This is a genomic window from Streptomyces sp. NBC_00299, assembly GCF_036173045.1.
Lineage (GTDB): Bacteria > Actinomycetota > Actinomycetes > Streptomycetales > Streptomycetaceae > Streptomyces > Streptomyces machairae.
In genome coordinates this window covers 6,661,763-6,686,144 of sequence record NZ_CP108039.1, presented here as the reverse complement: position 1 = coordinate 6,686,144, position 24,382 = coordinate 6,661,763, and the positions used below count along the sequence as shown (strand labels likewise).

Sequence of the window (24,382 nt, the reverse complement as noted above, 5' to 3'; positions counted from 1 at the left end):
CCATCCGCCGTACCGTCTGAACGGCCGCCGTCATGGTGGTGGAGGGGCTTGCGGGGATGGAGGGGCTGCGCGATGGCGGACTTACTGCGGGCAGGCACGGGCAGGCGGCTTCTGACGGTCGTCCTGGCGTTGCTCGCCCTCCAGCTCGGCCAGCTCGCGGCGCCCGCCTGGGCGTGCGGCTGCGGGGCCATGGTGCCCGGCGACGCGGCGCGCGTGGCGGTCGGGCGTGAGGAGTCCGTCGTGCGGTGGGACGGGGCGCGTGAGCAGGTCGTGATGCGGCTGACCGTCGGCGGGGACGCCGAGCGGGTCGCGTGGATCATGCCGGTGCCGGGCCGGGCCACGGTCCGTCTCGGCGACCCGGCCATCTTCGAGGAGCTGCACGACATCACGGCGCCCGTGCGCCGCACCCGCTACCACTTCTGGCCCGAGGACGGCGACTGGCCTCTGGTGAGCGGCGACGGCTCCGCGGGCGCCCCGCCGCCCCCGCCCGGCGCCGGCGCTCCGGTGGGTGTCGTCGGCCGACAGCAGCTCGGCCCGTTCGACGTGGCCCGGCTGACGGCCACCGACCCCGCTGCCCTGGACGGCTGGCTGGACAGCAACGGCTTCGCACTGCCGCCCCGCCTGACGGGAGCCCTGCGCCCGTATGTCGACCAACGCTGGGAGTACGTGGCCGTCAAGCTCACTCCGCAGACCACCGGCGCTCCCCTCACCGGCACCCTCGACCCCCTGCACCTCACCTTCCGCACCGACGAGCCGGTCTACCCGATGCGCCTGTCACGCCTCGCGGACACACCGCAGTCCCTGGGCCTGTACGTCCTCGCCGCGCACCGTATGGAACCGGCGTCCCCGATCGGCGGGGAACGCCCTCGCGTCACCTACGCCGGCCGGGTCACGGCGCGGACGGGACCGCTCGCCGAACTGGCGGCCGGCACACCGTTCCTCACGGCGATCGGCCAGGAGTTCCCGTTTCCCGAACGCATCGTGGGCGACCACGAGCTGCGCCGGGCACCGGCCGACGACCCGTTCCAGCAGGTGATCCACGAGGACCGGCTGCGCAAGGTGGCCGGAATCCCGGCGTGGCTGCTGACGGTGACGGGCGGGCTCGCCCTCGCCGTGGCGACGGCCGCCTGGTTCGCCGTACGACGCACCCGGCGGCCGGAGCTGCCGACACCCCCGGTGCAGCCGCCTGCGCCGGCTGCCTGAATCCACCATTCTGGTATCACCGACGGCGAAGACGGGTAGTTAGCGCATCTAACTAGCCATAGGAAAGGCAAGGCGATGAGCGAGTCGCAGCTCTGGGACGACGTCGACGAGTACTTCTCCGCCCACCTCTCACCGGATGACGAAACACTCCGAGCGGCCCTGCGGGAGAGCGACGCGGCCGAGCTCCCGCAGATCGCCGTCAGCCGGTCCCAGGGCAAGTTCCTCCAGCTCCTCGCCCAGATCCAGGGCGCCCGCAACATCCTGGAGATCGGCACGCTCGCCGGGTACAGCACCATCTGGCTGGCCCGCGCCCTGCCCGCCGACGGCCGGCTCATCTCGCTGGAGTACGACCCCCGGCACGCCGAGGTCGCCACCCGCAACATCGCGCGGGCCGGCCTGGACAAGCTCGTCGAGGTCCGGGTCGGCCCGGCCCTGGAGTCGCTGCCCAAGCTGGCCGACGAGAACCCGGCCCCCTTCGACCTGGTCTTCATCGACGCCGACAAGGCCAACAACCCGCACTACGTCGAGTGGGCCCTCCGGCTCACCAGCACGGGCAGCCTGATCGTCGTCGACAACGTGGTGCGCGGCGGCGGAGTCATCGACGCCGACAGCACGGCCCCGGACATCCGGGGCACCCGGACCGCCATCGAACTGATCGGCAGCCACCCGAGGTTGAGCGGCACGGCGATCCAGACGGTGGGCAGCAAGGGCTACGACGGCTTCGCGCTGGCGCGCGTACTGGCGTAAGGCGCGGCTCAAGCCTCGTGGTAGAAGCCGACGTTGATGCTGCGCGGCTCGGTGCGGTCATGGATGACGATCTCGCCGCTGCCGCCCCTGGGCAGCGGCACGGTGCCGCCGTAGCCGATCGGCTGGGCGTACTGCCCCACGGTCAGCCGTACCTCGGAGGACGGGTCCGGCTGAGAGCCGCGCAGCCACGTCACCTGCCAACTGCCGTCGGGGCCGCACAGGAACTCCAGGTGCACCCGGGAGATGAAGAGCCACTCGTCCGGCGTCACCAGCCGGCACACCGACTTGTCGCGGCCCACCCGCAACACGGCGCCCGGCTCGCTGGGCGCGTCGGCCATGAGCATGCCGGCCGTGGCACCCTCGTCCGCCGCGGACACGGCGGCCATGGTGAGTTCGAGCACGTGCGCTCCTTCTGAAACGTCCTTGTACGGCGGCCGTTTTGGCCACCGAGGCCGCATGATAAATCGCCCGGCACCGCCGCGTCCGGCACAATGAACTCATGACCGAGCGAAAGCCCCCCGGCGTCCCGTTCGAGTCCTGGGTCGACAAGCAGATCCACGACGCACAGTCCCGCGGTGACTTCGACAGACTGCCCGGCACCGGAAAACCGCTGCCGACCGACCTGGAAGCGCCGTACGACGAACTGTGGTGGGTCAAACGCAAGATGGCCCGTGAGGGCCTGTCGGTCCTGCCCCCGGCCCTGGCCCTGCGCAAGGAGGCGGAGGACGCCCTGACCACGGCGTACGCGGCTCCCACGGAACGGACGGTCCGGAAGATCATCACGGACGTCAACGTCAAGATCCGCGACATGCTGCTGAAGCCGCCGCCCGGCCCTCCCCTGGGCCGTAAGCCGTACGACGTCGAAGAGGTCGTACGGCAGTGGCGGGAGAGGCACCGGGCGGCGGGCGAGTCGGGTGTTGCGTCAGAGGCGTAGGAGCCGCTCCGCCAGCTCGCGATAGTCGCGCAGCGCCAGCCGCAGCTGCTCGGTGTCGGTGGACGACGCGCCCTTGCCCTCGGCCGGATCGTTCGCCTGCCAGGCCCCGCGCAGAGTACGGCGGCGCTGCGTCACCGCCTCGGTGAAGCGGGCGGCCAGCTCCTCCAGGACACGGTCGGCCTCCTCCACGGCACCCCGGGGGCCGTCGACGAATCCGGAGACCGCGTGCTGGAGCTTGAGCTCGTACTTGTCGGACTCGTCGTGCGGGAAGAGCCGCGCGCCCGCACGCCCGCCCTTCACGGGAGCCGCCGCACGCGCCTCACTGCCACGCCGCTCGCTCCCACCGGTGGGCGCGACCGGGGGCGCGCTCTTCGCGAGGTCGTGCTCCGTCACCTTGCCGGCACCCATGCCGGTCGCGGCATCGGTCATGTCACTCAACTCCCCTTCGCGTGACGGGTGAACGTCCACGGCAGATGCCCGCGGTGGCCGTTGCTGCGGGCGGGTGCCTGCCGGTCGGTGTCCCTGCGGGACTCGTGGGAAGCCCGCCGTCCGACCGGCCCCGCCAGGTCCTCGAACAGCGCCCGGGCCTCGACCATCGCCTCGCGCATCTCCTCCGTACCCGCACCCCCGCCTTCCCGTTCGGCACCCCCGCGCGCGTGGGCGACGTGGTGCACGTGCCGGTAGCCCTGCACATGGTCCGCGTGGTGCACGGCCAGCGCAGCGAGCTGCTCCTCGTACTGCGCGCCGTCCGGGAACCCGCGTGCCTGCGCCAGTTCCGCGAGCAGCCGGTCCGCCTCGTGGACGGCCTCCTTGGGCGACTCGACGAAGTGCTCCTGGGCAGCAGCCCAGCGCGCCTCGAACCGCTCGGCCTCGGTCGGCTCCAACGGCCGCTCCCGCAGCCCGCCGTGCCGCTCCACCAACTGAGCCAGCTCACGCTCGGCAGCCTTGACGTCCCCGTCGTGCCGGGCCACGGCCCGCTCGTATTCGGGCCCGAAGCGCCGCTTCAGACCCCGACCGCCCTGCGCACCCCGAGTACGCAGGGCCAGCACGGCCCCGCCGAGCACGACGACGACCGCCGCTATCACGATCAGAATGATCACACCTGTGGACATGTGTGCCGGGTTGCCCCCAGAACGCTCCTCAAACGGCCGCCGAACCGGCCACCCACAAACTCAGTTGCGAGCCCACCAGTCCTCTCACCGACAATGCGGCCATGACCTGGACCGTAGCCCACGAACCCGCCGACTCCCCCGTAGCCAAGGCGCTTTGGCGGGCGTACTACACCGAGGTCAGCGACCGCTACTACCTGCTCCACAAGGGCCACCCCACCGACCCGTCCGAATTGTCCCGCGAGCTCGCCAACCCCCCGACCACCGAACTCACGCTCCCCAAAGGCCAGTTGCTGGTGGCCCGCTACGAGGGCGAGCCGGCCGGATCAGTCGGCATCAGACTCCTGAACCCGAACACAGCCGAACTCACCCGGGTGTTCGTACACCCGAAGATGCGAGGCAAGGGCGGCGGCAAACTCCTGATCCTCTCAGCCGAGGCCACAGCCCGCACGCTCCACGCGACCCGCATGATCCTGGACACCCGCCACGACCTGACAGAGGCACGAGCCCTGTACACAGCCCTGGGCTACAAGGAAACACCCCCACACAACGACGGCGTCTACGCCGAGCACTGGTTCACGAAGCCCCTCACCTAGCCCACCCGGCGCGCCCCCGCGGCGCGGCACCCGCGTACGGCGACAAGGGGCCGTGCTGGGGGGTGTCCGCCCGCAGGCGCTGCGCGCACCCCCACCGGACAGCGACGGGCCGCCGCAGGCACCCGGCGCTCAAGAATCCCGCGGCTGCTCCCGATCGGACCCGCACAACTCCTCGGTCAACTCCTTCACCAACTGCACCAGATCGGTAGGCCGATCCGGCCCCCACCAGTCCCCCAACAACTCCGCCAACGACTCCTCCCGAACGAGCGCCAACCGCTCGGCAACCTCCCGCCCCCGATCCGTCAGCACCAGATCGAGCCCCTCCCGAACAGCCAACCGCCGCCCCTCCACCTCCCGAGCCGCATCGAGAATCACGGGCAGCGGCACAGAACTCCGGTCGGCGAGCACCCCCGGCTCCACCCACCCGTACCTCTTGATCCGCAACAACAGCCAACTGGCCGCCGGCAACAGGTCGTACCCCGCCCGCTCGGTGATGTCCCGGTACACCTCCCGCCGCCCCTCCCGGGTACCGAGCACCGACAACGCCCGGCACACCTCGTCGTAGGACGACCGCTCGACGGGATTGCTGGCCAGCGTCTCGGTGACGTCGGGCGCTGTCACGGACCCCCGCAGCTTGTCCTCCCGCAGGAACCAGGCGAGCACGAACCCCACCAGCGCGACCGGCGCCGCATACAGAAACACATCGGTGATCGACGACGCATAGGCGTCCAACGCGGCCGGCCGCAACGCCGCAGGCAGTTCCCCAATGCCCCGCGGATCCGCCTCCAGCCCCTCCAACGAGACCCCGGCCGGAAGCGAGACCCCCCGAAACGCCTCGACCAGCTTGTCATCGAGCCGGCTGGCGAAGATCGTGCCGAAGATGGCCACACCGAACGACGCCCCGATGGACCGGAAGAACGTCGCCCCGGAGGTGGCCACGCCGAGATCCTCGTACGACACGGCGTTCTGCACGATCAGCACCAGCACCTGCATGACCAGCCCGAGCCCCAGCCCGAAGACGAAGAAGTAGACGCTCATCTCCCAGGCGGAGCTGTCCATGTCCAACTGGTGAAGCAGCAACAGCCCCAGCGTGGTGACCCCCGTCCCCGCGATCGGGAACACCTTCCAGCGTCCGGTACGGCTGACGATCTGCCCGGACCCGGTGGACGCCAGCAGCATGCCGGCCACCATCGGCAGCATGTGCAGCCCCGACGTGGTCGGGCTGACTCCCTGCACGACCTGGAGAAACGTCGGCAGGTAGGTCATCGCGCCGAACATGGCGAACCCGACGATGAAGCTGATGACCGCGGAGAGCGAGAACGTCCGCACGCCGAACAGCTTCAACGGCAGCACAGGCTCGGCAGCCCGCCGCTCAACGGCGACGAACGCAACGGCGAGAACCACCCCGAGCACCGCCAGCCCGACGATCTGAACCGACCCCCACGCCCATGTGGTCCCGCCGAGAGAAGCAACCAGCACGAGACAAGTCGCGACAGACGCGATGAGGAAAGTGCCCAGATAGTCGATGACATGCCGCGTCGACTTACTCGGAAGGCGCAGCACGACAGCGATGACGGCAAGGGCGACGGCCCCGATGGGCAGGTTGATGTAGAACACCCACCGCCAGCTCAGATGCTCCGTGAACACCCCGCCGAGCAACGGGCCGAGCACACTCGTCGCCCCGAACACGCCCCCGAACAGCCCCTGGTACCGCCCACGCTCCCGCGGCGGGACGATGTCGCCGACGATCGCCATGGACAGCACCATGAGCCCGCCGCCCCCGACCCCCTGAATGGCGCGGAAGGCGATGAGCTGGGCCATGTCCTGCGCCATGCCGCACAGCGCGGAGCCGACGAGGAAGATCACGATCGCGATCTGGAACAGCCGCTTGCGCCCGTACTGGTCACCGAGCTTGCCCCACAGCGGAGTCGCGGCCGTGGACGCCAGCAGATACGCGGTCACGACCCAGGACAGATGCTCCAGGCCGCCGAGGTCGCTGACGATGGTGGGCAGGGCGGTCGACACGATGGTCTGGTCGAGTGCGGCGAGCAGCATGCCGAGGAGCAGCGCGCCGATGGAGACGAGGACGTTGCCGGGCACGTTCTCGTGCGCGTCGGCTCGCCGTTGCGGGGGCTGCGCGTCACGCACATCTCCCGTCATACCGTGCGCGTCCTCGGCCATGAAGACCTCCCGAGCGTCTCGTTACACCTCCCATGCATCTCCCATCGTGATCTGTTTGATCAGTTATGGCCTGTTGAGTCCCTTTGGAAGCGGTCCTTCCGGGGGTTGCGGAGGCGACGTGATGAACGTCTGCATAATCTGGGGAGTTCGCGAGGGGAGGGACGAACACGTGACTGAGCCGACGGGGGCGAAGGGCCCGGACAGCCAGGACGGCCAGGACGGCCCGATAGGCCAGAACGGTCACCTCTGCCCGGAGTGCGGTACGCCGAGAGGGGCCGACAACACCCCGTCCTGCGGCTGCGGCCTGCGCGTGTCCGAGGCCCTGCGAGACGCCCGTACGGCGGAGGCGGCCGCGGCGGAGGACTTCGATCCGCTGCGGATACGGCCATACGTGGAGCTGGAGGGTACCGGCGAAGCGGACGGCGGGACGATGCCGCTGCGGGCGGTGCCGGCACCGCCGCCCACCCCCATGGCGCCCCCGGCCACGACGCCCAGCGCGGATGACCTGAGCCTGTTCGAGCCGGACGGGGAGCCCGACGGGCCGGATCCGACCGGCGGTGATCCCGGCGTGGCCGCCGCCCGTCGGCGTCGTACGCGTACGGTCCTGCTGGGGGCGGGCGGAGCGCTCGTGGCCGTCTTCACGGCGGCGGGGCTGGCGAGCGGTCTGTTCACGTACGAGGCGCCGGTACGGGAGACGGCACTGCCGGACGACGTGCGGGCGAGCGTGCCCGCGCCGTCGACCAGCCAGGCCCGGGAGACGCCGTCGCCCACGGAGGCGTCGACGCGGTCGGCGGCGCCGGCGTCGACTCCGTCGCCCACACAGAGCGCGTCCACTTCCCCGTCGCCGTCGAGGTCGAGCGCGTCGTCGCCTCCTCCGTCACCGACGACGGAACCGACGGACGCCCCGTCCACCACCGAGGCCGCCGGCTCCGAGGAGGACTCCGCCGCGGCGCGGGACCCCGGCCCTGCGACCCTCCAGCGCGGCGACCGTGGCCCCGAGGTCACGGAGCTCGAACTCCGCCTGACCCAACTCGGCCTCTACACGCGGGAGGCCAGGGGCAACTACAACGAGGGCGTCGAGGACGCGGTCATCCGCTACCAGTGGGCCCGGGGCGTCCAGCCGGACGAGTACGGGGTGTATGACCTGGCTACGCGGGAGAGGTTGGAGTCGGAAACGACGGAACCGTGACGCGGTGCGCCTGAGAGGTCGGGGATTCGGGTTCGCCGGCGCCTGCGGACCGTGCGTGGCTGGTCGCGCAGTTCCCCGCGCCCCCTAGGGGGGTGCAGTCCCGTCAGCTGTTCGGCCGGCCGGCCTGGCCTGGGCCCACCCGCCGGCGCGGGTGAGCGTCCCGACCTCCGCGCTCAGCCCCACGCGGGGCGCCCCGAACAGCAGCCGCCCCTAGCCGACGTACACCCGAATCGTCCCGTCACCCACAGCCTCCACCCGAACCTCCCGCAAGTCCGGGACCAGCGCGTCCGGTCCATGGAACCCGGCACGGGAGCCGACCCCCACGACCCGCATCCCGGCCGCGCGCCCCGCCTCGATCCCCGCGCCCGAGTCCTCGAACACGATGCAGTCCTCCGGCGCGATCCCCAGCTCGGCGGCCCCCTTCAGGAAGCCCTCCGGGTCGGGCTTGCTGGCGCCCACGGATTCCGCGGTGACCCGCACATCCGGCTGCCCAAGGCCGGCGGCAGCCATCCGCGCCGTGGAGAGCGGCACATCGGCGGACGTCACGAGCGCATGCGGCAGCCCCCGCAGGGAGGCCAGGAACTCCGGCGCCCCAGGAATCGGCACCACGCCCTCCACATCCGCCGTCTCCTCGGCGAGCATGCGCGCGTTGTCGGCGTAGTTCTGCTCCATCGGCCGGTCGGGCAGCAGCAGGGCCATCGAGGCGTACCCCTGCCGCCCGTGGACGACCTTCATCACCTCGTCGCCGTCGAGCCCGTGCCGCTCGGCCCAGCGACGCCAGATCCGTTCCACGACGGCGTCGGAGTTCACGAGGGTGCCGTCCATGTCGAGCAGGAGGGCACGGGCGGTGAGCACGGCGGGCGTGGGCTTGGTGGGCACGGCGGTGGCCGACATCGGCAGCTCCAGGGCGAGGGGCGCGGGGGTACAGAGGTGGCCCCCGGAGGGACAAGGTGGTCCCGCCCGCCGGTCAGGGAAAACGGGCGGGAACCACTTTGTTCCCCCACGGTACAAAACGCGACCCCCTTCGCGCCACCGTCTCCGGAAACCATTCACCGACAGTTCAGCCGGCGATCAGTTCAGCCGGCGATCGCCTCCCACAGGCTCCACAGGCCGAGCCCGAGCATCAGCAGCGCCGCCACCTTGGTGATCAGCTTCAGCGGTACCCGCCGCATCAGCGCCTTCCCGCCGACGATCCCGATCGCCGCCACACTCCACAGCGCCAGCACCGCACCGATACCGACCGACAGCGGATCGTCGTAGCGGGCCGCGAGGTTCGCCGTCATGATCTGCGTCAGATCACCGAACTCGGCGACCAGGATGAGCATGAACCCGGCGCCGGACACCTTCCAGAAGGACTGGTTCTCCGGCTTGCGGACCTCCGTCTCGTCCTCGTCCTTCTTCATCAGCAGCACCGCGGCGCCGCCGAGGAAGAGCACACCGGTGAGCGCCTGCACGAGCTGCTGCGGCAGCAGCGTCAGTACGCTGCCGGCCGCCACGGCCAGCGCGACATGCACCGCGAACGCGGCGGCGACACCGGCGAAGACGTACGAGGCGCGATAGCGGGTGCCGAGGACGAGCCCGGCGAGCGCGGTCTTGTCGGGCAGTTCGGCGAGGAAGACGACGCCGAAGACGACCGCCGTCACGGTAAAGCTGATCAAGGTTCCTCAATCGGTCGGGCTGCCCCACCGAGAGCACTGTCACTGCACTGCGACACCTCGGCACGGCAGCACACTCGGCACCCGTGCCGTAGAGCACGGGCGTGCACTGCTTGCCGAAGGTCTCGCTGGCCGACCTCGGATTCGAGGTCCGCCTCCGGGCGCCGGCTCAGACGAGCTGAGCAGTGTGTCGACGGTCCGGCGAAGAGCTACTCCCCTTCTGCGCCACCCATCGTACGCGAGCCCGCTCACCAGTCCACAGAAAGAAAGTCCCGCCCTCAACCTTGTCGTGTCATGAACGCGACACTAACTTCTCACCCGACGCACACCTCCCCGCAACACGGCGCGGCGAGCATTCCATCGCTCGCTCGCCAACACCCCCACCTCCCAAGGGAGTCAGCATGTCGAAGTTCTACGCGCGTCGACGGGTCAGCGTACTCGCGGCCCTCAGCGGCCTCATAGCCTCCGTCGCGCTTTTCAACGCTCCGACCGCCTCCGCCGCGCTCCCCACGCCCGTCAGCGGCGCCACCGCCCGCAGCTACCTCGCCCAGCTCACCGTGGCCACCGAGGACCGCACCGGTTACGACCGCGACCTCTTCCCGCACTGGATCACCCAGTCCGGCGCCTGCAACACCCGTGAGACCGTCCTCAAGCGCGACGGCTCGGGCGTCGTCACCGACTCCTCCTGCGCCGCCACCAGCGGCAGCTGGTACTCCGTCTACGACGGCGCCACCTGGACTGCCGCCTCCGACCTCGACATCGACCACCTGGTCCCGCTGGCCGAGGCCTGGGACTCCGGCGCCGACAGCTGGACCACCTCGCGGCGCCAGTCCTTCGCCAACGACCTGACCCGCCCGCAGCTGATCGCCGTCACCGACAACGTCAACCAGGCCAAGGGCGACCAGGACCCGGCCACCTGGATGCCGTCGCGCACGGCCTACCGCTGCACCTACGTGCGCGCCTGGGTGCAGGTGAAGTACTACTACGGCCTCTCGGTCGACTCGGCGGAGAAGTCCGCCCTGACGAACTACCTCTCCGGCTGCTGACGAGGCACCGGGGCGACGAGGCGGCGCCGGCGCGTGCCTGACGCGGTCCCGCCGGAGTTCGGCAAACCGTGATCTGCGGAACCTCCCCGTTCCCCTCCGTCGTTCCGTACCGTACGGGGCGACGGAGGAGGGCGATCACGTGACCGAACTGCGGCTTGGTCCACTGCTGAGGTACGCCGACGGCACGTCCGCGACCGTCTGGGTCGAGGCGAGCCGCCCCTGCGCGGCCGAGGTGCGCGGCGCGGACGGCGCCCACGGAGAGTCCCGTACCTTCCAGGTCGCGGGCCATCACTACGCCCTGATCCCGGTGACCGGCCTCACCCCGGGCACGGCACAGCCGTACGAGGTCCTCCTCGACGGCGCCCGCGTGTGGCCACTGCCCGACTCGCCTTTCCCGCCCTCCCTCATCCGCACCCCCGTCGACGGCGACACCGACACCGTCCGCCTCTCCTTCGGATCCTGTCGCTGGGCCGCACCGCCCGCCGGCGAGCCGGACCCGGTCGGACCGGACGCCCTGGACACCCTGGCCGCGCGGATCGCCGCCGAGCCGGACGGCGAGCGGCCGGATGTGCTGGTGCTGCTGGGCGACCAGGTGTACGCGGACGAGACGTCCAAGGCGACCAGGCGCTGGCTGGCCGCGCGCCGCGATCTGAGCGAGCCGCCGGGCGACGAGGTCGCGGACTACGAGGAGTACACCCGGCTGTACTACGAGTCCTGGCTCGACCCCGAGGTGCGGTGGCTGCTGTCCACCGTGCCCAGCTGCATGATCTTCGACGACCACGACGTCATCGACGACTGGAACACCTCGGCCGCCTGGCTCGCCGACATGCGGGAAACGAGCTGGTGGCGCGAGCGGGTGCTCAGCGGGCTGATGTCGTACTGGGTCCACCAGCACCTCGGCAACCTGTCGCCGGCCGAGCTGGCCACCGACCCGCTCTACGCCGCCGTACGTGACACCCCCGACGGCACCGACCTGTTGCGCTCCTTCGCCTGCAAGGCGGAGGCCGATCCCGCCTCCGTCCGTTGGAGCTACCGGCGCGACTTCGGCCGCGTACGGCTGCTGATGGTGGACACCCGGGCGGCCCGCGTCCTCGACGAGGGCTCGCGATCCATGCTCAACCCGGGCGAGGCGCGATGGCTGCGAGAGCAGGCGCTCGACGCGCGTGGTTCGTACGACCACCTCCTGATCGGTACGTCCCTGCCGTGGCTGCTGCCGCACCTGGTGCACGACGCCGAGGCGTGGAACGCCTCGCTGTGCCGGGGTGAGCGCGGCGAGCGCTGGGCGCGCTTCGGGGAGGATCTGCGGCGGCGGGCCGATCTGGAGCACTGGGCGGCGTTCCCGTCGTCCTTCGACGCGTTCACGGAGCTGATCGCCGAGGTGGGGTCGGGGGCGCAGGCGCCGGCGACGGTGTGCGTGCTGTCGGGGGACGTGCACCACGCGTACGTGGCCGAGCCGACCTGGCCGGACGGCAGTGGGCCCGACGCCCGTGTCCTTCAGCTGACCTGCTCGCCCGTCCACAACGCCATCCATGCGGCGATCCGGCTCGGCTTCCGCTTCGGCTGGAGCGGGGTGGGCCGCTGGCTCGGACGGCGGTTCGCGGGGCACGGAGGCTGCCCCCAGCCGCCGGTCGACTGGCGCCGCACGGGCGGGCCCTGGTTCGGCAACCAGCTCATGACGCTGACGCTGCGGGGGCGTTCGGCCCGGCTGCGGCTGGAGCAGGCACGGGCGGTGCGAGGGGCGGGGGCCGAGGGTGCCCGGGGCCGGGGTGCCGCGGCGCGGCTGCGGACGGTCGCGGAGTCCGAACTCGCCCCGTAAACAGATGGTTCCACCGCATAGAGGCTCGCGTGTGGCGTGACGCGCGTGATGTTCGTGATGCATCCCACACTCACTCGTCCCAAGGCTCGGTTCACGCCGCTCCCGACGGCATGATGAGCCGGACCGTCCGCTTCCACCCGGCGGTTCGCTCCAATGCGCCCCACACGCCCGGGAGTCACCCTTTTGTCTGCACCGCCCTCCGCACCGACCCCGGACTCCCCCACGGTCTCCGTCGCCCTGGTCGGCGCCGGCCCCCGCGGCACCAGCGTCCTGGAACGCCTCTGCGCCTCCGCTCCCGAACTCCTCCCCCCCGGGGCGCGTCTCACCGTCCATGTGATCGACCCGGCACCGCCCGGGCCGGGGCGCGTCTGGCGGACCGCCCAGTCGCCCGAGCTGCTCATGAACACGGTGTCCTCGCAGGTCACGCTGTTCACCGACGACAGCGTCGACTGCTCGGGCCCGATCCGGCCCGGCCCCAGCCTGTACGAGTGGGCGGCGGGCGCGCTGGGCCCGGACGAGTACCCGACCCGCGCCCACTACGGCCGGTACCTGGAGTGGGTGTTCGCGACGGTCGTCCGCGAGGCGCCGGCGACCGTGCACGTCGAGACGTACGCGGCCCGCGCCGTACGGCTGGACGACGCCCCCGACGGCAGCCAGGCCCTCACCCTCGACGACGGCAGCGTGCTGCCCGGACTGTCCGCCGTGGTCCTCGCGCAGGGGCATCTGCCGACGGCCGCCGACGCGCTTCAGCGCCGCCTCACCGCGTACGCCGAAGGCCACGGCCTGCACTACGTGCCGCCCGCGAACCCGGCCGACATCGACCTCTCACCCGTATCCCCCGGCGAACCGGTGCTGTTGCGCGGCCTGGGCCTCAACTTCTTCGACCACATGGCCCTGTTGACGACGGGCCGCGGCGGCAGCTTCGTCCGCGCCGAGGGCCGCCGGGGTCTGCGCTACGTCCCGTCCGGCAACGAGCCGCGCCTGTACGCCGGTTCGCGGCGGGGCATCCCGTACCAGGCGCGCGGCGACAACGCGAAGGGGGCGTACGGCCGCCACCTCCCGCTCGTCCTGACGCCCGAGGTGATCGCCGGTTTCCGCAAGCGGGCGGACTCGGGCGAGGCACCGGACTTCCTCGCGGAGATATGGCCGCTGGTGGCGAAGGAGGTGGAGACGGTGTACTACGCGGCACTGATACCGCAGGCGCGACAGCGGGCGGCCTTCACGGAACGCTTCCTGCCCCTCCCCCACCGCGCGCCTCAAGAGGCCCTGCTGCTCGACGAGTTCGGCGTTCCGGAGCGTGAGCGCTGGAGCTGGGACCGGGTGTCCCGGCCGTACGCGGGATGCGACGTCGCGGATCCGGGGCGGTGGCGCGACTGGCTGCTGGAGTATCTGCGCGAGGACGCGGCCCAGGCCGCCCGGGGCAATGTGCACGGTCCGCTGAAGTCGGCCCTCGACGTGCTGCGCGACCTGCGCAACGAACTGCGGCTCGTCGTCGACCACGGCGGCCTCACCGGCGCCTCCCGCCGGGACCACCTGGACCGCTGGTACACCCCGCTCAACGCCTTCCTCTCCATCGGCCCGCCCCGACGGCGCGTGGAGGAGCTGGTGGCGCTCATGGAGGCGGGTGTGGTGGAGGTGCTCGGGCCGCGGCTGGAGGTGCGGGAGGAGCAGGGGGCGTGGGTGGCGCACTCCCCCGAGGTGCCGGGCTCGGCGGTGCGGGTGACGGCGCTCGTCGAGGCGCGGCTGCCGGAACCTGACCTGCGCCGCAGCGCCGACGACCTGCTGGCGCAACTGCTGAAGACCGGGCAGTGCCGGCCGCACACCGTGAATGGCTACGAAACGGGAGGACTTGACGTCACACAGCGGCCGTACCGCCTGATCGACCGTCAGGGACGCGCGCACGAACGGCGGTTCGCGTTCGGAGTACCCACGGAGGGCGTGCACTGGGTGACGGCGGCCGGGGCGCGGCCGGGTGTGGATTCGGTCACTCTTTCGGATGCGGACGCGGTGGCCAGATCGGTGCTACATGCGGTTGTTCCTGGGCCGGGAGGGGAAACCGAGGCGACGCGATGGCCGAATGTTGAACTTGCAAGTGTTGATTAGGGCTACCTAACGTGGGGCTTACCGATCAGTATCCGTCCCCACACCCGTCCCGCCATGGGACCGGTACACCTCAGACCGAGGGAGTCCCCCACATGACCGGACGCCTCAACAGCGCCCAGCCGTATGCCATCGGCCTGTTCCGCATCGTCGTCGGCCTGCTCTTCGCCTGCCACGGCGCCATGCCCCTCCTCGGCGCCTTCGGCGGCGTCGACGGCAAGGGCGGGACCGCCGCGACCGGCGCCTGGCCCGACTGGTACGCGGCCGCCATCGAGCTCGTCGGCGGCAGCCTGGTCCTGCTCGGCCTCGGCACCCGCATAGCCGCGTTCATCGCCTCCGGCGCCATGGCCTACGCGTACTTCAAGGTCCACCAGCCCGAGGGGCTGTGGCCCATCGAGAACAGCGGCGAGGGTGCCGCGATGTACTGCTGGGCCATGTTCCTGCTGATCTTCACCGGGTCCGGCGCGTTCGGGCTGGACCGGCTGTTCGCCAAGCGCTCCGGCACGGAGGGCAGGACGGCGCCGGACCAGACGCCGGTCACCGCCTGACGGCCACGGCTCGCGCACGACGGCGCCCGCACCCGCGAGGCTCACGCGGGTGCGGGCGCCGTTCGCTTTGGCCGCTTCGCTGCGATGACCGCTTCTCTGCGCCCGTGTGAACATGCTGTGCCGAACACACGAGCCCCCGATGAACCTCCTGTCACACCCCCGGCGTACGCTGTATGGCTGTCATAGGCCGCCCCTGCCGCTCCCCCGCGACGTCGCGGCACGGTCTGGCCACGGGGGGAAACACGGGGAGTTGCGGTGCTCGAGGGTCTCGGGGACGTGGGTTCGCTGACAGCGGGCCCTTGGATCTATGTGGTGGTGGGCCTGTCGGTCCTGCTGGACGTGTTCGTACCGGTGCTGCCCAGCGGCGTTCTGGTGATCACAGCGGCGACGGCGGCGGCCGCCGGCTCGGGTGCCGCGACCGGTCAGGTCCCCGGCGAGGTCCCCGACATCCTGGCCCTGACGCTGTGCGCCGCGACGGCCTCCGTCCTGGGTGACCTGGTCGCCTACCGCCTCGCCTGGCGCGGCGGCGCCCGACTGGACCGCGCCATCGCCCGCTCCCGCCGCCTGACATCGGCGCAGGAACGTCTCGGCACAGCCCTCGCCCGAGGCGGCGGCGCCCTGGTGGTGCTGGCCCGCTTCGCCCCGGCCGGCCGCTCGGTCGTCTCGTTCGGCGCCGGCGCCACCCACCGCAGCGCCCGCGACTTCCTTCCCTGGTCCGCCCTGGCAGGCCTCGCCTGGGCCGTCTACAGCGTGGCCCTCGGCTATTTCGGCGCCCAGTGGCTGGGAGCGACGTGGCTGGCGACGGCGGTGTCGGTGGGGGCGCTGTTCGCGGCGGGAGCGGTGGCGACGTACTTGGTGCGGCGCAGGCCGGCGTAGACCTCTGTGACGTTGAGTGGCCGCGCGAGCACATCGCGTGCACGATGGATCCCACGCAATGGGGCAAGCGCCGCCTGCCAGGTCGCTCGACGTCAATCAGCGCGATGTCAGCCAGGTCGATGTCAGTCAGGTCGATGTCCATCAGGCCGACCGATGGGTTCGCGTCCGTCTCGCCCCGCCGCCGCGAGGAAAGGGACCCCCTGGCATGAGTGCCCGCGCGCCGAAGGCGACGAGACCATCGCAGCGCGCCCGCGTGCGCTCCGCCCTGGCAGGACTGCTCCTCGCGGCCACCGGTGCCGCGACGCTGGTCTCGTGCGGCGGGGGCGACGACGGCGACGGCGCCGCCTCTCCCAGGCCGACCCCTACTCCCCCCGATACGGCCTCGTTCTCCGGCACGGCGGCCACGGCCCTCTCCTCGCTCGAGGCATCCGCCCGCGAGCGGGCCTCCGCCGCGGCCTCCTCCGCCTCCGCCCGCGCCTCGGAGTTCGAGGCATCGGTGTCGGCGGAGATCGTGCGGGCCAACCAGGCCGCCCAGCGGGAACTCGAGGACGTCGACGGCCGCGGCAACGCCACCGGGGACGTGTCGCTCACCGGAAAGCCGCGTGCCGATACGGGCGGTCTGCTGGCCGTCGTCGTGAACATCACCAACCGCACCGACGAGACCGCGTCCTACGCGGTGCAGGTCGACTTCCGCGACCCCGAGGGCAAGGTCGCCGAGACCCGGTTCGTGGGCGCGGAGGACCTGGAACCCGGCGAGAAGGCACAACCGCTCGCCATCAGCCGTAAGCCCCCCGAGCCACGCCTGACCGCCGAGATCGCCAAGGCGCAGCGGTACTGACGCCCACGATCACGGGAAGGCGCGTCACCTCGATCCGGCGGGCCCCGGAGGAACCCTCTAGCCCGCCCGGCGGACGGCCTGCCCCCGGATCTCCAGGCCGGCCAGCAGGTCGGCCGTGGCTTCGGCGATCACATCGACGGCGCGGTCGAAGACCTCCTGGTTGTGCGCGGCCGGGGCGCGGAAGCCGGAGACCTTCCGGACGTACTGCAGGGCGGCGGCGCGGATGTCTTCCTCCGTCGCCTCTTCGGGCAACGCGGGCGGACGAAGTGTCTTGATGCTGCGGCACATGCCTAACAGTCTCCCTCGGACAGGGCCATGTCTGCCATGATCACGCCCAAGGCGGCCACCACTGAGGGGCCGACCGACGAGAGGAACCGCATGACGGCGCATCGCATGACGGCGAACGACCGACGCACGGTGGCGGTACTGGGCCCGGGCGGCATAGGCGGCCTGCTCGCCGCGCTCCTGTCCAGGTCCGGACACCGCGTCATCTGCCTGGCCGGCGACGAGACGGCCAACGCCCTGCGTACGACCGGAATCCAGGTCCGCAGTGGCCGTTTCGGGGACTTCACGGCTCAGGTGGAGGCGGACACCGAGCTCCGTGAGCCCGTCGACGCCTGCCTGATCACGGTCAAGGCCACCGCCCTCGGTACGGCCCTGACCCGCGCGCCGCGCACAGCGCTCGGCGACGCCGTGATCGTCCCCTTCCTGAACGGCGTCGAACACCCGGAGACCCTCCGCGCCCACTACGACCCGGACCGCGTCGCCCCCGCAGTCATCCGCGTCGAGTCGACCCGGGTGGCGCCCGGGGAGATCGAGCACACAAGCCCCTTCGCGGAGATCGACCTGACGGGCGACACAGTCCCCCGCGACCACCTCGAAGCCCTCGCACAGACCCTGAACGCAGCCGGCCCCACCACCCGCGTCCTCCCGGACGAGACGGCGGCCCTCTGGGCGAAGATGTCCTTCCTGGCCCCCTTCGCCCTCCTCACCACCCGCCACGCCCTCCCTCTCGGCGACGTACGCACGCACCACCGCGAGGAGTTGACGTCTCTGGTCGAGGAGACGGCAGCCGTCAGCCGTGCCTGCGGCGGCCCCGCCGACCCGACCGCGGCCCTCGCCCGCTACGACGCCTTCCCGGCCGCCACCAAGTCGTCCATGCAACGCGACGCCGAGGCCGGCCGTCCCCTCGAACTGGACGCGATCGGCGGGGCGTTGCTACGAGCCGCCGAACGCCACGCGGTACCGGCACCCGTGACGGCACGCCTGGTGGCCGAGTTGAGGGACGCGGGCCACTAGCCGCCGTACAGCCGCACACCCCGTTGTGACTGAGCGCTCCGGTCAGCCCGAACGGCCGACCGGAGCGCGTCCGGTCAGCGGGTGGCGAGGAACTCGAGCGTGTCGATCACACGGTTCGAGAAGCCCCACTCGTTGTCGTACCAGGCGACCACCTTGACGTGGCGGCCGTCGACGCGGGTGAGGGCCGAGTCGAAGATCGACGAGGCGGGGTTGCCCACGATGTCGGACGAGACCAGCGGGTCGTCCGAGTACTCGAGGACGCCGGCGAGCGGCCCTTCCGCCGCGGCGCGGTACGCCGCCAGCACGTCGTCGCGGGTCACGTCGCGGGCGACGGTCGTGTTGAGTTCGACGATCGAGCCCACCGGCACCGGTACGCGGATCGAGTCGCCCGACAGCTTGCCTTCGAGGTTCGGCAGCACCAGGCCGATCGCCTTGGCGGCGCCGGTCGTGGTCGGCACGATGTTGACGCCGGCGGCCCGGGCGCGACGGGCGTCGCGGTGCGGACCGTCCTGCAGGTTCTGCTCCTGCGTGTAGGCGTGCACCGTCGTCATGAACCCGTGCTCGATACCGGCGAGTTCGTCGAGCACCTTGGCCAGCGGCGCGAGCGCGTTGGTGGTGCAGGAGGCGTTCGAGACGATCGTGTGCAGGGCCGGGTCGTAGGAGTCCGTGTTGACCCCGAACGCGAGCGTGACGTCGGCGCCGTCCGACGGCGCGCTGACGAGTACCTTCTTCGCGCCCGCGTCGAGGTGGGCGCGGGCGGCCTTCGCCGAGGTGAAACGGCCGGTGGCCTCCAGGACGATGTCGACGCCCAGCTCGGCCCACGGCAGCTGCGCCGGTTCACGCTCGGCCAGCACCGTGATCCGCCGGCCGTCGACGACGAGGGCGTTCCCGTCGACGGTCACCGGGCGCCCGAGCCGGCCGGCCGTGCTGTCGTAGGCGAGCAGCCGGGCGAGAGTGGCGGGCTCCGTCAGGTCGTTGACGGCGACGACCTCCAGGGCGCTGTCGCGCTCCAGCAGTGCGCGCAGCACATTGCGTCCGATGCGGCCGAAACCGTTGATGGCGATGCGAGTCATGAGTGATGTCCCTTCCCTTCGCCACCAGGGTCGCCCGCGGCTCGCGCCCCTGACAGTGGCGGGATCGCCATGGTTCAAAAGGATCCCGCCACACGGTTCAAAAAGGGTCCCGCCACACGGTTCAAAAAGGGTCCCGCCACTCTCCGCCACGCGGTGCGGACGGGTCACTCGCCCCGGGTGAAGGTGCGCCGGTACTCGCTCGGTGTGGTGCCGAGGATGCGCTGGAAGTGCAGGCGCAGGTTCGCGCCGGTGCCGAGCCCGATGTCGGCGGCGATCTGTTCGACGCTGCGCTGCGAACGTTCGAGCAGCTCACGGGCCAGGTCGATGCGGGCGCGCATCACCCACTGCATCGGCGTGTACCCGGTCTCCTCGACGAAGCGCCGGGAGAACGTCCGCGGCGAGACCTCGGCCTGCCGCGCCAGTGTGTCGAGGGTGAGGGGCTCGCCGAGCCGGTGCAGCGCCCACTCGCGGGTGGCGGCGAACCGCTCGCCGAGCGGCTCGGGGACGCTGCGCGGCACGTACTGGGCCTGACCGCCGCTGCGGTAGGGGGCGGCGACCAGACGCCGGGCCGCGTGGTTGGACGCGGCCACGCCGAGGTCGCTGCGCAGGATGTGCAGGCACAGGTCGATGCCGGAGGCGGCGCCGGCCGAGGTGAGCAGGCTGCCCTCGTCGACGAACAGCACGTTCTCGTCGACCTGGACGAGCGGATGCCGGGACACCAGTGCCCGCGTGTAGTGCCAGTGCGTCGTGGCGCGCCTGCCGTCGAGCAGGCCCGTAGCGGCGAGCGCGAAGGCGCCTGTCGAGATGGCGGCGAGCCGCGCGCCCCGCTCGTGGGCGGCGATCAGCGCATCGACGACGGCCTGCGGCGGGTCGTCGCGGTCCGGGAACCGGTAGCCGGGGACGAAGACGATGTCGGCCCACGCCAGCGCCTCGAGACCGTGCTCGACGTAGTACGCCAGACCGTCACCACCGGCCACGAGCCCGGGCGCAGCCCCACACACCCGCACTTCGTACGGCATGCTCGCGCGGGTCGTGAACACCTGCGCGGGAATCCCGACATCGAGCGGCTTCGCACCCTCCAGCACAAGGACGGCGACGCGATGCAGAGGGGAGGCAGGCACAGGAAGAGGTTACGTGGGCGCTCACCAGCCAACTGACCTCTCAGTCCCACCCGTTCGCATGAACCCCCCAAAGACGCTCGCAACCCAAAATCGAACAGGCGTAGCATTGAGCCGTGGCTACGCCCTATGACTTTCCGAGTGACCTTCTCGCCGGTCAGGAGGAGCTACATCAGGTCCGGGCCGAGCTGTCGGCCCTCCTGAAGCAGCTTCCCTGGTCGGTCGTACCCCTGGACGGCTTCAGCGACGACAACGGCTGGCGCAAGGTCGAGCGCCCCGCCTCGCCCGGCTGGACCCAGGACCAGCAGGCCGAGGTGGAGAAACTCCGGCAGCGCGAGCACGAACTCGCAGTCTTCGTCAGCGGCCACCGCTTCTGGTCGGAAGTCACGGGGGCAGAGCGCGTGGACGCCCGCACGAAGCTGAAGCACGCCCACGCGCCGTCGGCCGACGAGCAGTAGCCGGCCCGGACTTGACGGCACGGAGCCCTCAGGGCATGACCGGCCCGCGGAGCAAAGGCCCGCCACTGTGCGGGCCTTCGTCATTTCCTGACCGTGCTTCACATAGGTCACAGAATCATTGCAGCGCCTTCACACATCCCACACATCGGTTAGGTTCACCCTCCACGCAGATTGCGCCAAGGGGGGCACATGAGCCAGCAGTACCCGCAGCAGCCCGGATACGGGGCACCACAGGAGCCGACGCAGCCCGGATACGGCTACCCGCAGCAGCCTGGTTGGGGGGCTCCCCCGCCCCAGCCACCGAAGCGGAAGACCGGGAAGATCCTCGGCATCGTCGGCGCCGTGTTCGTCGGCCTCATCGTGATCGGCGCCATCGCCGGGGGCGGCGACGACTCCACCGACAGCAGCAACAAGGACAAGGCAGTCGCCGCCACCTCCGACAAGCCCAAGGCTGCCGAGGAAGCCGCCGACAAGCCCGCGGAGGAAGCCGCTGCCAAGCCGGCGGAAGAGGCACCGGCCGCCGACAAGAGCCAGGCCGAGCAGTTCAAGGACTGCGTCGGCAAGTCCGGCACCGGCGCCGAGAAGGCAGCGGTCGGGCACGTCACCAAGGTGACCGGCGCCGACAAGAGCAACGACATCCTCGACGCCGCCGAAGTCTTCACCGACTACAGCGGCGGCTTCATGAGCGAGAACGCCGGCGACGCCAAGCTGATCGCGTCCGCGTTCGCTTCCTGCTACGAGTCGAAGAACGGGCTCGTGACGGTGTACGGCAAGGACGGGGACATGATCTCCAACGGGAACTACTGACCCGTCGCTGACTGACCGTCGCTGACCGGCCCGGCTCGCGCCCGTGCGCGGCCGGGCCTTCGCACGCCCGGCGGTGTGGACCCCGGCCACGAGAACGACCCCCCGGAGATCTCTCCGAGGGGCCGCGAAACCCTAGCTGAGCTGGGGCTTGAGACTGGTGGGCGCGGACGGTTTCGAACCGCCGACATCCTGCTTGTAAGGCAGGCGCTCTACCCCTGAGCTACGCACCCGAGAACGATTCGACAGCCTACCTTGCCAGGGGCCATGCCCCGCAAACCCGTATCGCGGACGCCCGCGAAGGCCACGAAGACCGGGGAGCCCCTGGGGTTATCCCCACCACGGATCCGGGAGCGGCCCGGATCCCGCCCCGAGCCCCGGGTCCGTACGGTCGAACCACCACCGCACCCCTGGACCGAACAGGTCGGTCCCAGGGAAGTCCGAGGAAGTCCAGGGGGAGATCGTCATGGCCCGTACCGTTCCCGTCCGTGCTGTCGTAATTGCCGGGGCCGTCGTGGTGCTTCTCGGTGGGGTCACCGCGTGCGGGGCCTCCGCCGGGGACGACAAGGAGCCGGAGCGGCGGTCGTTCGCGCTGGAGGGGCGGACGCTGACCATCGACTCCGACGACTCCGCGCTGGAGATCGTGGCCGCCGACACGAACAAGGCCGGCGCGGTGCGGGTGACCCGGTGGTTCCAGGGGTCGGTCGCGCTCGGGTCGGATCCGAAGGTGACGTGGGCGATGGAGGACGACCGGCTGGTACTGCGGGAGAAGTGCTCGGGCATGATCGCGAACTGCTCGACCAAGCACCGTATCGAGGTGCCGCGCGGTGTCACCGTGAAGGTCGAGGACGGGGACGGGAGCGTGCGGGCGCGGGGGTTCCGGGATGCGTTGAGCGTGCGTACGGGAGACGGGTCCGTGCGGGTCACCGACTCCAGCGGGCCGCTGGACCTGAGGACGGGGGACGGGTCGGTGCGTGTGTCCGACGTGTCCTCGCGGCAGGTCAAGGCGCAGACCGGGGACGGTTCGGTGCGGCTCGAACTCGGCACCGTGCCGGACCTGGTGGAGACCCGCAGCGGCGACGGTTCGGTGACCATCGAGCTGCCCCGGGCCACGTACCGCGTGTCCACCGAGACCGGTGACGGCGCGGTCGATGTGTCCGTGCCCCGGGACGACACCAGCTCCCACGTCGTCTCCGCCCGCACCGGTGACGGAAAAGTCACTGTCCGAACCGCGAACTAACCGGCCCGTGTGTTCGTCCTAAACCGGTGGGAGAATGACACCGGGCAGGGTGAATGACAGCACGGGAGAGGGATGTGACGGCGACACCTCCGCAGCCGAACTCGCCGTCAGTGCCGGGCGCGCAGGTACATCCCGCGCGGCAGGCCGCATTTTCCGTACGTCGTGCCCGGAGCGCGCGCCTCGCCGTCCGCGACACCCTCGCCCTCATCGCGCTTCCGCTCGTCGCCGCTCTCGTTTTGCCCGCCGCGTTCGCCGGTGGGGGTACGAGGCGGTGGTTCGGTGGGCGGGCCGAGAGTCAGCGGGCCGAGGCGCAGGCCGCGAAGGATGCCGCGGCGGCCGCGTTCTACGAGCTGGACACCGCCCAGCGGGATCTGCGGATCTCGATCGAGACGATCTCTGCCGTCGACGACTCCCCGGCCGCCCGCCGGGCGATCACCGACTTCGAGGCGCTCGGGCGGCGTATCGACGAGGTCAGTCACCAGTACATCCAGGCTGTCGACGCCCATGACCTCGACCGTGACGACCTGGAGGCGTCGGCCGCGGCGCATGCCCGTACGGAGCTGACGAAGGCCAAGGACGAGCTCGACAACGCCAAGCGCGAGCTTGATCGGTTCACGGACGGGCTCGGGCCGCTGCTCGGCAAGGCCGAGACACAGCTGGCCCGTCTCGCCCCGGCCGTGGAGCGCGCCCGGCAGGGCCTGCTGTCCGCGTCGAACGCACTGGATGCCGTACGGGGATCGGGGCTCCAGGCGGACGACCTGGCGGCCCGGCTCGCCGCCCTCGCCCCGGAGCTGACCAAGCTGAACCAGGGCGCCGGGCAGCATGGCGTGCCGCAGACGCTGGAGCGGGCCGAGCGGGTCGCGCGGGAGGCGGAAGCGGTCCGGGTGGAGGCCGAGCGGCTGCCGGAGAAGGCCGCCGAGATCGATCACCGGCTGGTGTCGCTGCGGACGCGCGCGCAGGCGCTGACCACGCGTGCCGGGCAGGTGGAGCCGGTGCTGAGCGAGCTGCGGCGGCGGTTCACGGTGGCCTGCTGGCAGGACCTGCAGGGCGTCCCGGACCAGGCCGGGGAGAACGTGCGGCAGGCCGAGCTGAAGCTGAAGGAGGCGCAGGCCGCGCGCGACGAGCAGCGCTGGCCGGACGCCACAGCGTTGCTGTCGACGGTGCGGGCGCTGCTGAACAGCACCGACGAGTCGGTGTCCGCCGCCGGTGACCGGCTGAGGCAGCTGAACGCCGTGCAGAAGGATCCGCAGCAGGAGATCGACCGGACCCGTTTCGCGATCCGGGACGCCCAGCGGCTGGCCATGGCGGGGCGGAATACGCCCGATCCGCGGCACGCTCGCCCGCTGGACGACTCCGTCGCCCGGCTGGAGCGGGCCATCGGCACTCTGGAGGGCCGCCACCCGGACTACTGGCACTTCCTGACCGAGACGGAGGCGGTACGGCAGACGGTGGCCCGGGTCGTCGCCCAGATCCGCGAGGAGCGCGGCGGCGCTCACTGACGGGGCCTCGGCTCGGTCCCTACGACGGGCCCGGGACGCCGGTTAACCTGTGC

The 24,382-nt window shown here is 71.3% G+C and carries 25 protein-coding genes and 1 tRNA gene; 16 read left to right on the top strand and 10 right to left on the bottom strand.

What is annotated here, in order from left to right; translation table 11 throughout:
- Window positions 1-72 precede the first annotated feature (72 nt).
- Window positions 73-1,203, top strand: coding sequence for a DUF2330 domain-containing protein (locus OHT51_RS29760; RefSeq protein ID WP_328881991.1), 1,131 nt, complete (start codon window positions 73-75; stop codon window positions 1,201-1,203).
- Between the two features lie 75 nt (window positions 1,204-1,278).
- Complete coding sequence (locus tag OHT51_RS29755) at window positions 1,279-1,950, top strand: O-methyltransferase (protein WP_328881990.1); 672 nt, start codon at window positions 1,279-1,281, stop codon at window positions 1,948-1,950.
- A gap of 8 nt (window positions 1,951-1,958) precedes the next feature.
- Here OHT51_RS29755 and OHT51_RS29750 read toward each other — a convergent pair whose 3' ends face one another.
- Complete coding sequence (locus OHT51_RS29750; RefSeq protein WP_328881989.1) at window positions 1,959-2,351, bottom strand: hypothetical protein; 393 nt, start codon at window positions 2,349-2,351, stop codon at window positions 1,959-1,961.
- A 98-nt stretch (window positions 2,352-2,449) separates the two neighbouring features.
- Between OHT51_RS29750 and OHT51_RS29745 the strand changes: the two genes are divergently transcribed.
- Window positions 2,450-2,884: a J-domain-containing protein gene (locus tag OHT51_RS29745; protein ID WP_328881988.1), complete on the top strand. Its 435-nt coding sequence runs from the start codon at window positions 2,450-2,452 to the stop codon at window positions 2,882-2,884.
- On the opposite strand, the gene OHT51_RS29740 is transcribed toward OHT51_RS29745, so the two are convergent.
- Both OHT51_RS29740 and OHT51_RS29735 read right to left on the bottom strand, forming a co-directional pair.
- The gene (locus tag OHT51_RS29740; protein ID WP_363040585.1) at window positions 2,873-3,313 is read right to left on the bottom strand and encodes a hypothetical protein; all 441 of its coding nucleotides are present in this window, start codon (window positions 3,311-3,313) and stop codon (window positions 2,873-2,875) included. The two genes, OHT51_RS29745 and OHT51_RS29740, sit on opposite strands and share 12 nt — an antisense overlap.
- A gap of 5 nt (window positions 3,314-3,318) precedes the next feature.
- Window positions 3,319-3,996 carry a hypothetical protein gene (locus OHT51_RS29735; protein WP_328881986.1) on the bottom strand — a complete coding sequence of 226 codons (678 nt, stop codon included), beginning with the start codon at window positions 3,994-3,996 and terminating at the stop codon, window positions 3,319-3,321.
- A gap of 101 nt (window positions 3,997-4,097) precedes the next feature.
- Between OHT51_RS29735 and OHT51_RS29730 the strand changes: the two genes are divergently transcribed.
- Window positions 4,098-4,589 carry a GNAT family N-acetyltransferase gene (locus OHT51_RS29730; RefSeq protein ID WP_328881985.1) on the top strand — a complete coding sequence of 164 codons (492 nt, stop codon included), beginning with the start codon at window positions 4,098-4,100 and terminating at the stop codon, window positions 4,587-4,589.
- Between the two features lie 129 nt (window positions 4,590-4,718).
- Here OHT51_RS29730 and OHT51_RS29725 read toward each other — a convergent pair whose 3' ends face one another.
- A complete protein-coding gene (locus OHT51_RS29725) occupies window positions 4,719-6,770 on the bottom strand; it encodes an MDR family MFS transporter (protein ID WP_328881984.1) in 2,052 nt (683 codons plus the stop codon).
- A 169-nt stretch (window positions 6,771-6,939) separates the two neighbouring features.
- On the opposite strand from OHT51_RS29725, the gene OHT51_RS29720 reads away from it, so the two are divergent.
- Window positions 6,940-7,959: a peptidoglycan-binding domain-containing protein gene (locus OHT51_RS29720; RefSeq protein ID WP_328881983.1), complete on the top strand. Its 1,020-nt coding sequence runs from the start codon at window positions 6,940-6,942 to the stop codon at window positions 7,957-7,959.
- A gap of 210 nt (window positions 7,960-8,169) precedes the next feature.
- On the opposite strand, the gene OHT51_RS29715 is transcribed toward OHT51_RS29720, so the two are convergent.
- Together OHT51_RS29715 and OHT51_RS29710 are read right to left on the bottom strand one after the other, a co-directional pair.
- On the bottom strand, window positions 8,170-8,853 hold the full coding sequence (locus OHT51_RS29715; protein WP_328881982.1) for an HAD family hydrolase: 684 nt from the start codon (window positions 8,851-8,853) through the stop codon (window positions 8,170-8,172).
- A gap of 182 nt (window positions 8,854-9,035) precedes the next feature.
- Window positions 9,036-9,617, bottom strand: a complete 582-nt coding sequence (locus OHT51_RS29710) for a TMEM165/GDT1 family protein (protein WP_328881981.1) — start codon at window positions 9,615-9,617, stop codon at window positions 9,036-9,038.
- Window positions 9,618-10,015: 398 nt separating this feature from the next.
- Here OHT51_RS29710 and OHT51_RS29705 point away from each other — a divergent pair, with 398 nt between their 5' ends.
- The 6 genes from OHT51_RS29705 to OHT51_RS29680 all read left to right on the top strand — a co-directional run bounded on the left by OHT51_RS29705 (window position 10,016) and on the right by OHT51_RS29680 (window position 16,838).
- Entirely contained in the window at window positions 10,016-10,660 is a 645-nt protein-coding gene (locus OHT51_RS29705; RefSeq protein WP_328881980.1) for an HNH endonuclease family protein, read from the top strand.
- Between the two features lie 139 nt (window positions 10,661-10,799).
- Window positions 10,800-12,476, top strand: coding sequence for an alkaline phosphatase D family protein (locus OHT51_RS29700; protein WP_328881979.1), 1,677 nt, complete (start codon window positions 10,800-10,802; stop codon window positions 12,474-12,476).
- Between the two features lie 153 nt (window positions 12,477-12,629).
- Entirely contained in the window at window positions 12,630-14,579 is a 1,950-nt protein-coding gene (locus OHT51_RS29695) for an FAD/NAD(P)-binding protein (protein ID WP_443052597.1), read from the top strand.
- A 92-nt stretch (window positions 14,580-14,671) separates the two neighbouring features.
- Window positions 14,672-15,124, top strand: a complete 453-nt coding sequence (locus OHT51_RS29690) for a DoxX family protein (protein ID WP_328881977.1) — start codon at window positions 14,672-14,674, stop codon at window positions 15,122-15,124.
- A gap of 255 nt (window positions 15,125-15,379) precedes the next feature.
- Window positions 15,380-16,000, top strand: a complete 621-nt coding sequence (locus OHT51_RS29685) for a DedA family protein (RefSeq protein WP_328881976.1) — start codon at window positions 15,380-15,382, stop codon at window positions 15,998-16,000.
- Between the two features lie 205 nt (window positions 16,001-16,205).
- Window positions 16,206-16,838, top strand: coding sequence for a hypothetical protein (locus OHT51_RS29680; RefSeq protein ID WP_328881975.1), 633 nt, complete (start codon window positions 16,206-16,208; stop codon window positions 16,836-16,838).
- Between the two features lie 57 nt (window positions 16,839-16,895).
- Here the strand turns inward: OHT51_RS29680 and OHT51_RS29675 are convergent, their stop codons facing one another.
- The gene (locus OHT51_RS29675) at window positions 16,896-17,126 is read right to left on the bottom strand and encodes a DUF2277 domain-containing protein (protein WP_328881974.1); all 231 of its coding nucleotides are present in this window, start codon (window positions 17,124-17,126) and stop codon (window positions 16,896-16,898) included.
- A 105-nt stretch (window positions 17,127-17,231) separates the two neighbouring features.
- On the opposite strand from OHT51_RS29675, the gene OHT51_RS29670 reads away from it, so the two are divergent.
- The gene (locus tag OHT51_RS29670) at window positions 17,232-18,137 is read left to right on the top strand and encodes a ketopantoate reductase family protein (protein WP_443052738.1); all 906 of its coding nucleotides are present in this window, start codon (window positions 17,232-17,234) and stop codon (window positions 18,135-18,137) included.
- A 74-nt stretch (window positions 18,138-18,211) separates the two neighbouring features.
- Here the strand turns inward: OHT51_RS29670 and gap are convergent, their stop codons facing one another.
- Window positions 18,212-19,210, bottom strand: a complete 999-nt coding sequence (gap, locus tag OHT51_RS29665; RefSeq protein WP_328881973.1) for a type I glyceraldehyde-3-phosphate dehydrogenase — start codon at window positions 19,208-19,210, stop codon at window positions 18,212-18,214.
- A 164-nt stretch (window positions 19,211-19,374) separates the two neighbouring features.
- Entirely contained in the window at window positions 19,375-20,331 is a 957-nt protein-coding gene (locus OHT51_RS29660) for a GlxA family transcriptional regulator (protein WP_328881972.1), read from the bottom strand.
- A 113-nt stretch (window positions 20,332-20,444) separates the two neighbouring features.
- On the opposite strand from OHT51_RS29660, the gene OHT51_RS29655 reads away from it, so the two are divergent.
- Both OHT51_RS29655 and OHT51_RS29650 read left to right on the top strand, forming a co-directional pair.
- The gene (locus tag OHT51_RS29655) at window positions 20,445-20,786 is read left to right on the top strand and encodes a hypothetical protein (protein WP_328881971.1); all 342 of its coding nucleotides are present in this window, start codon (window positions 20,445-20,447) and stop codon (window positions 20,784-20,786) included.
- 189 nt (window positions 20,787-20,975) lie between these two features.
- Window positions 20,976-21,593 carry a hypothetical protein gene (locus tag OHT51_RS29650; protein WP_328881970.1) on the top strand — a complete coding sequence of 206 codons (618 nt, stop codon included), beginning with the start codon at window positions 20,976-20,978 and terminating at the stop codon, window positions 21,591-21,593.
- Between the two features lie 155 nt (window positions 21,594-21,748).
- On the opposite strand, the gene OHT51_RS29645 is transcribed toward OHT51_RS29650, so the two are convergent.
- Window positions 21,749-21,823 (bottom strand) — tRNA-Val (locus tag OHT51_RS29645).
- A gap of 233 nt (window positions 21,824-22,056) precedes the next feature.
- Here OHT51_RS29645 and OHT51_RS29640 point away from each other — a divergent pair.
- Complete coding sequence (locus OHT51_RS29640; RefSeq protein ID WP_328881969.1) at window positions 22,057-22,830, top strand: DUF4097 family beta strand repeat-containing protein; 774 nt, start codon at window positions 22,057-22,059, stop codon at window positions 22,828-22,830.
- Window positions 22,831-22,904: 74 nt separating this feature from the next.
- Window positions 22,905-24,329, top strand: a complete 1,425-nt coding sequence (locus OHT51_RS29635; protein ID WP_328881968.1) for a hypothetical protein — start codon at window positions 22,905-22,907, stop codon at window positions 24,327-24,329.
- The last annotated feature ends 53 nt before the right edge of the window (window positions 24,330-24,382 follow it).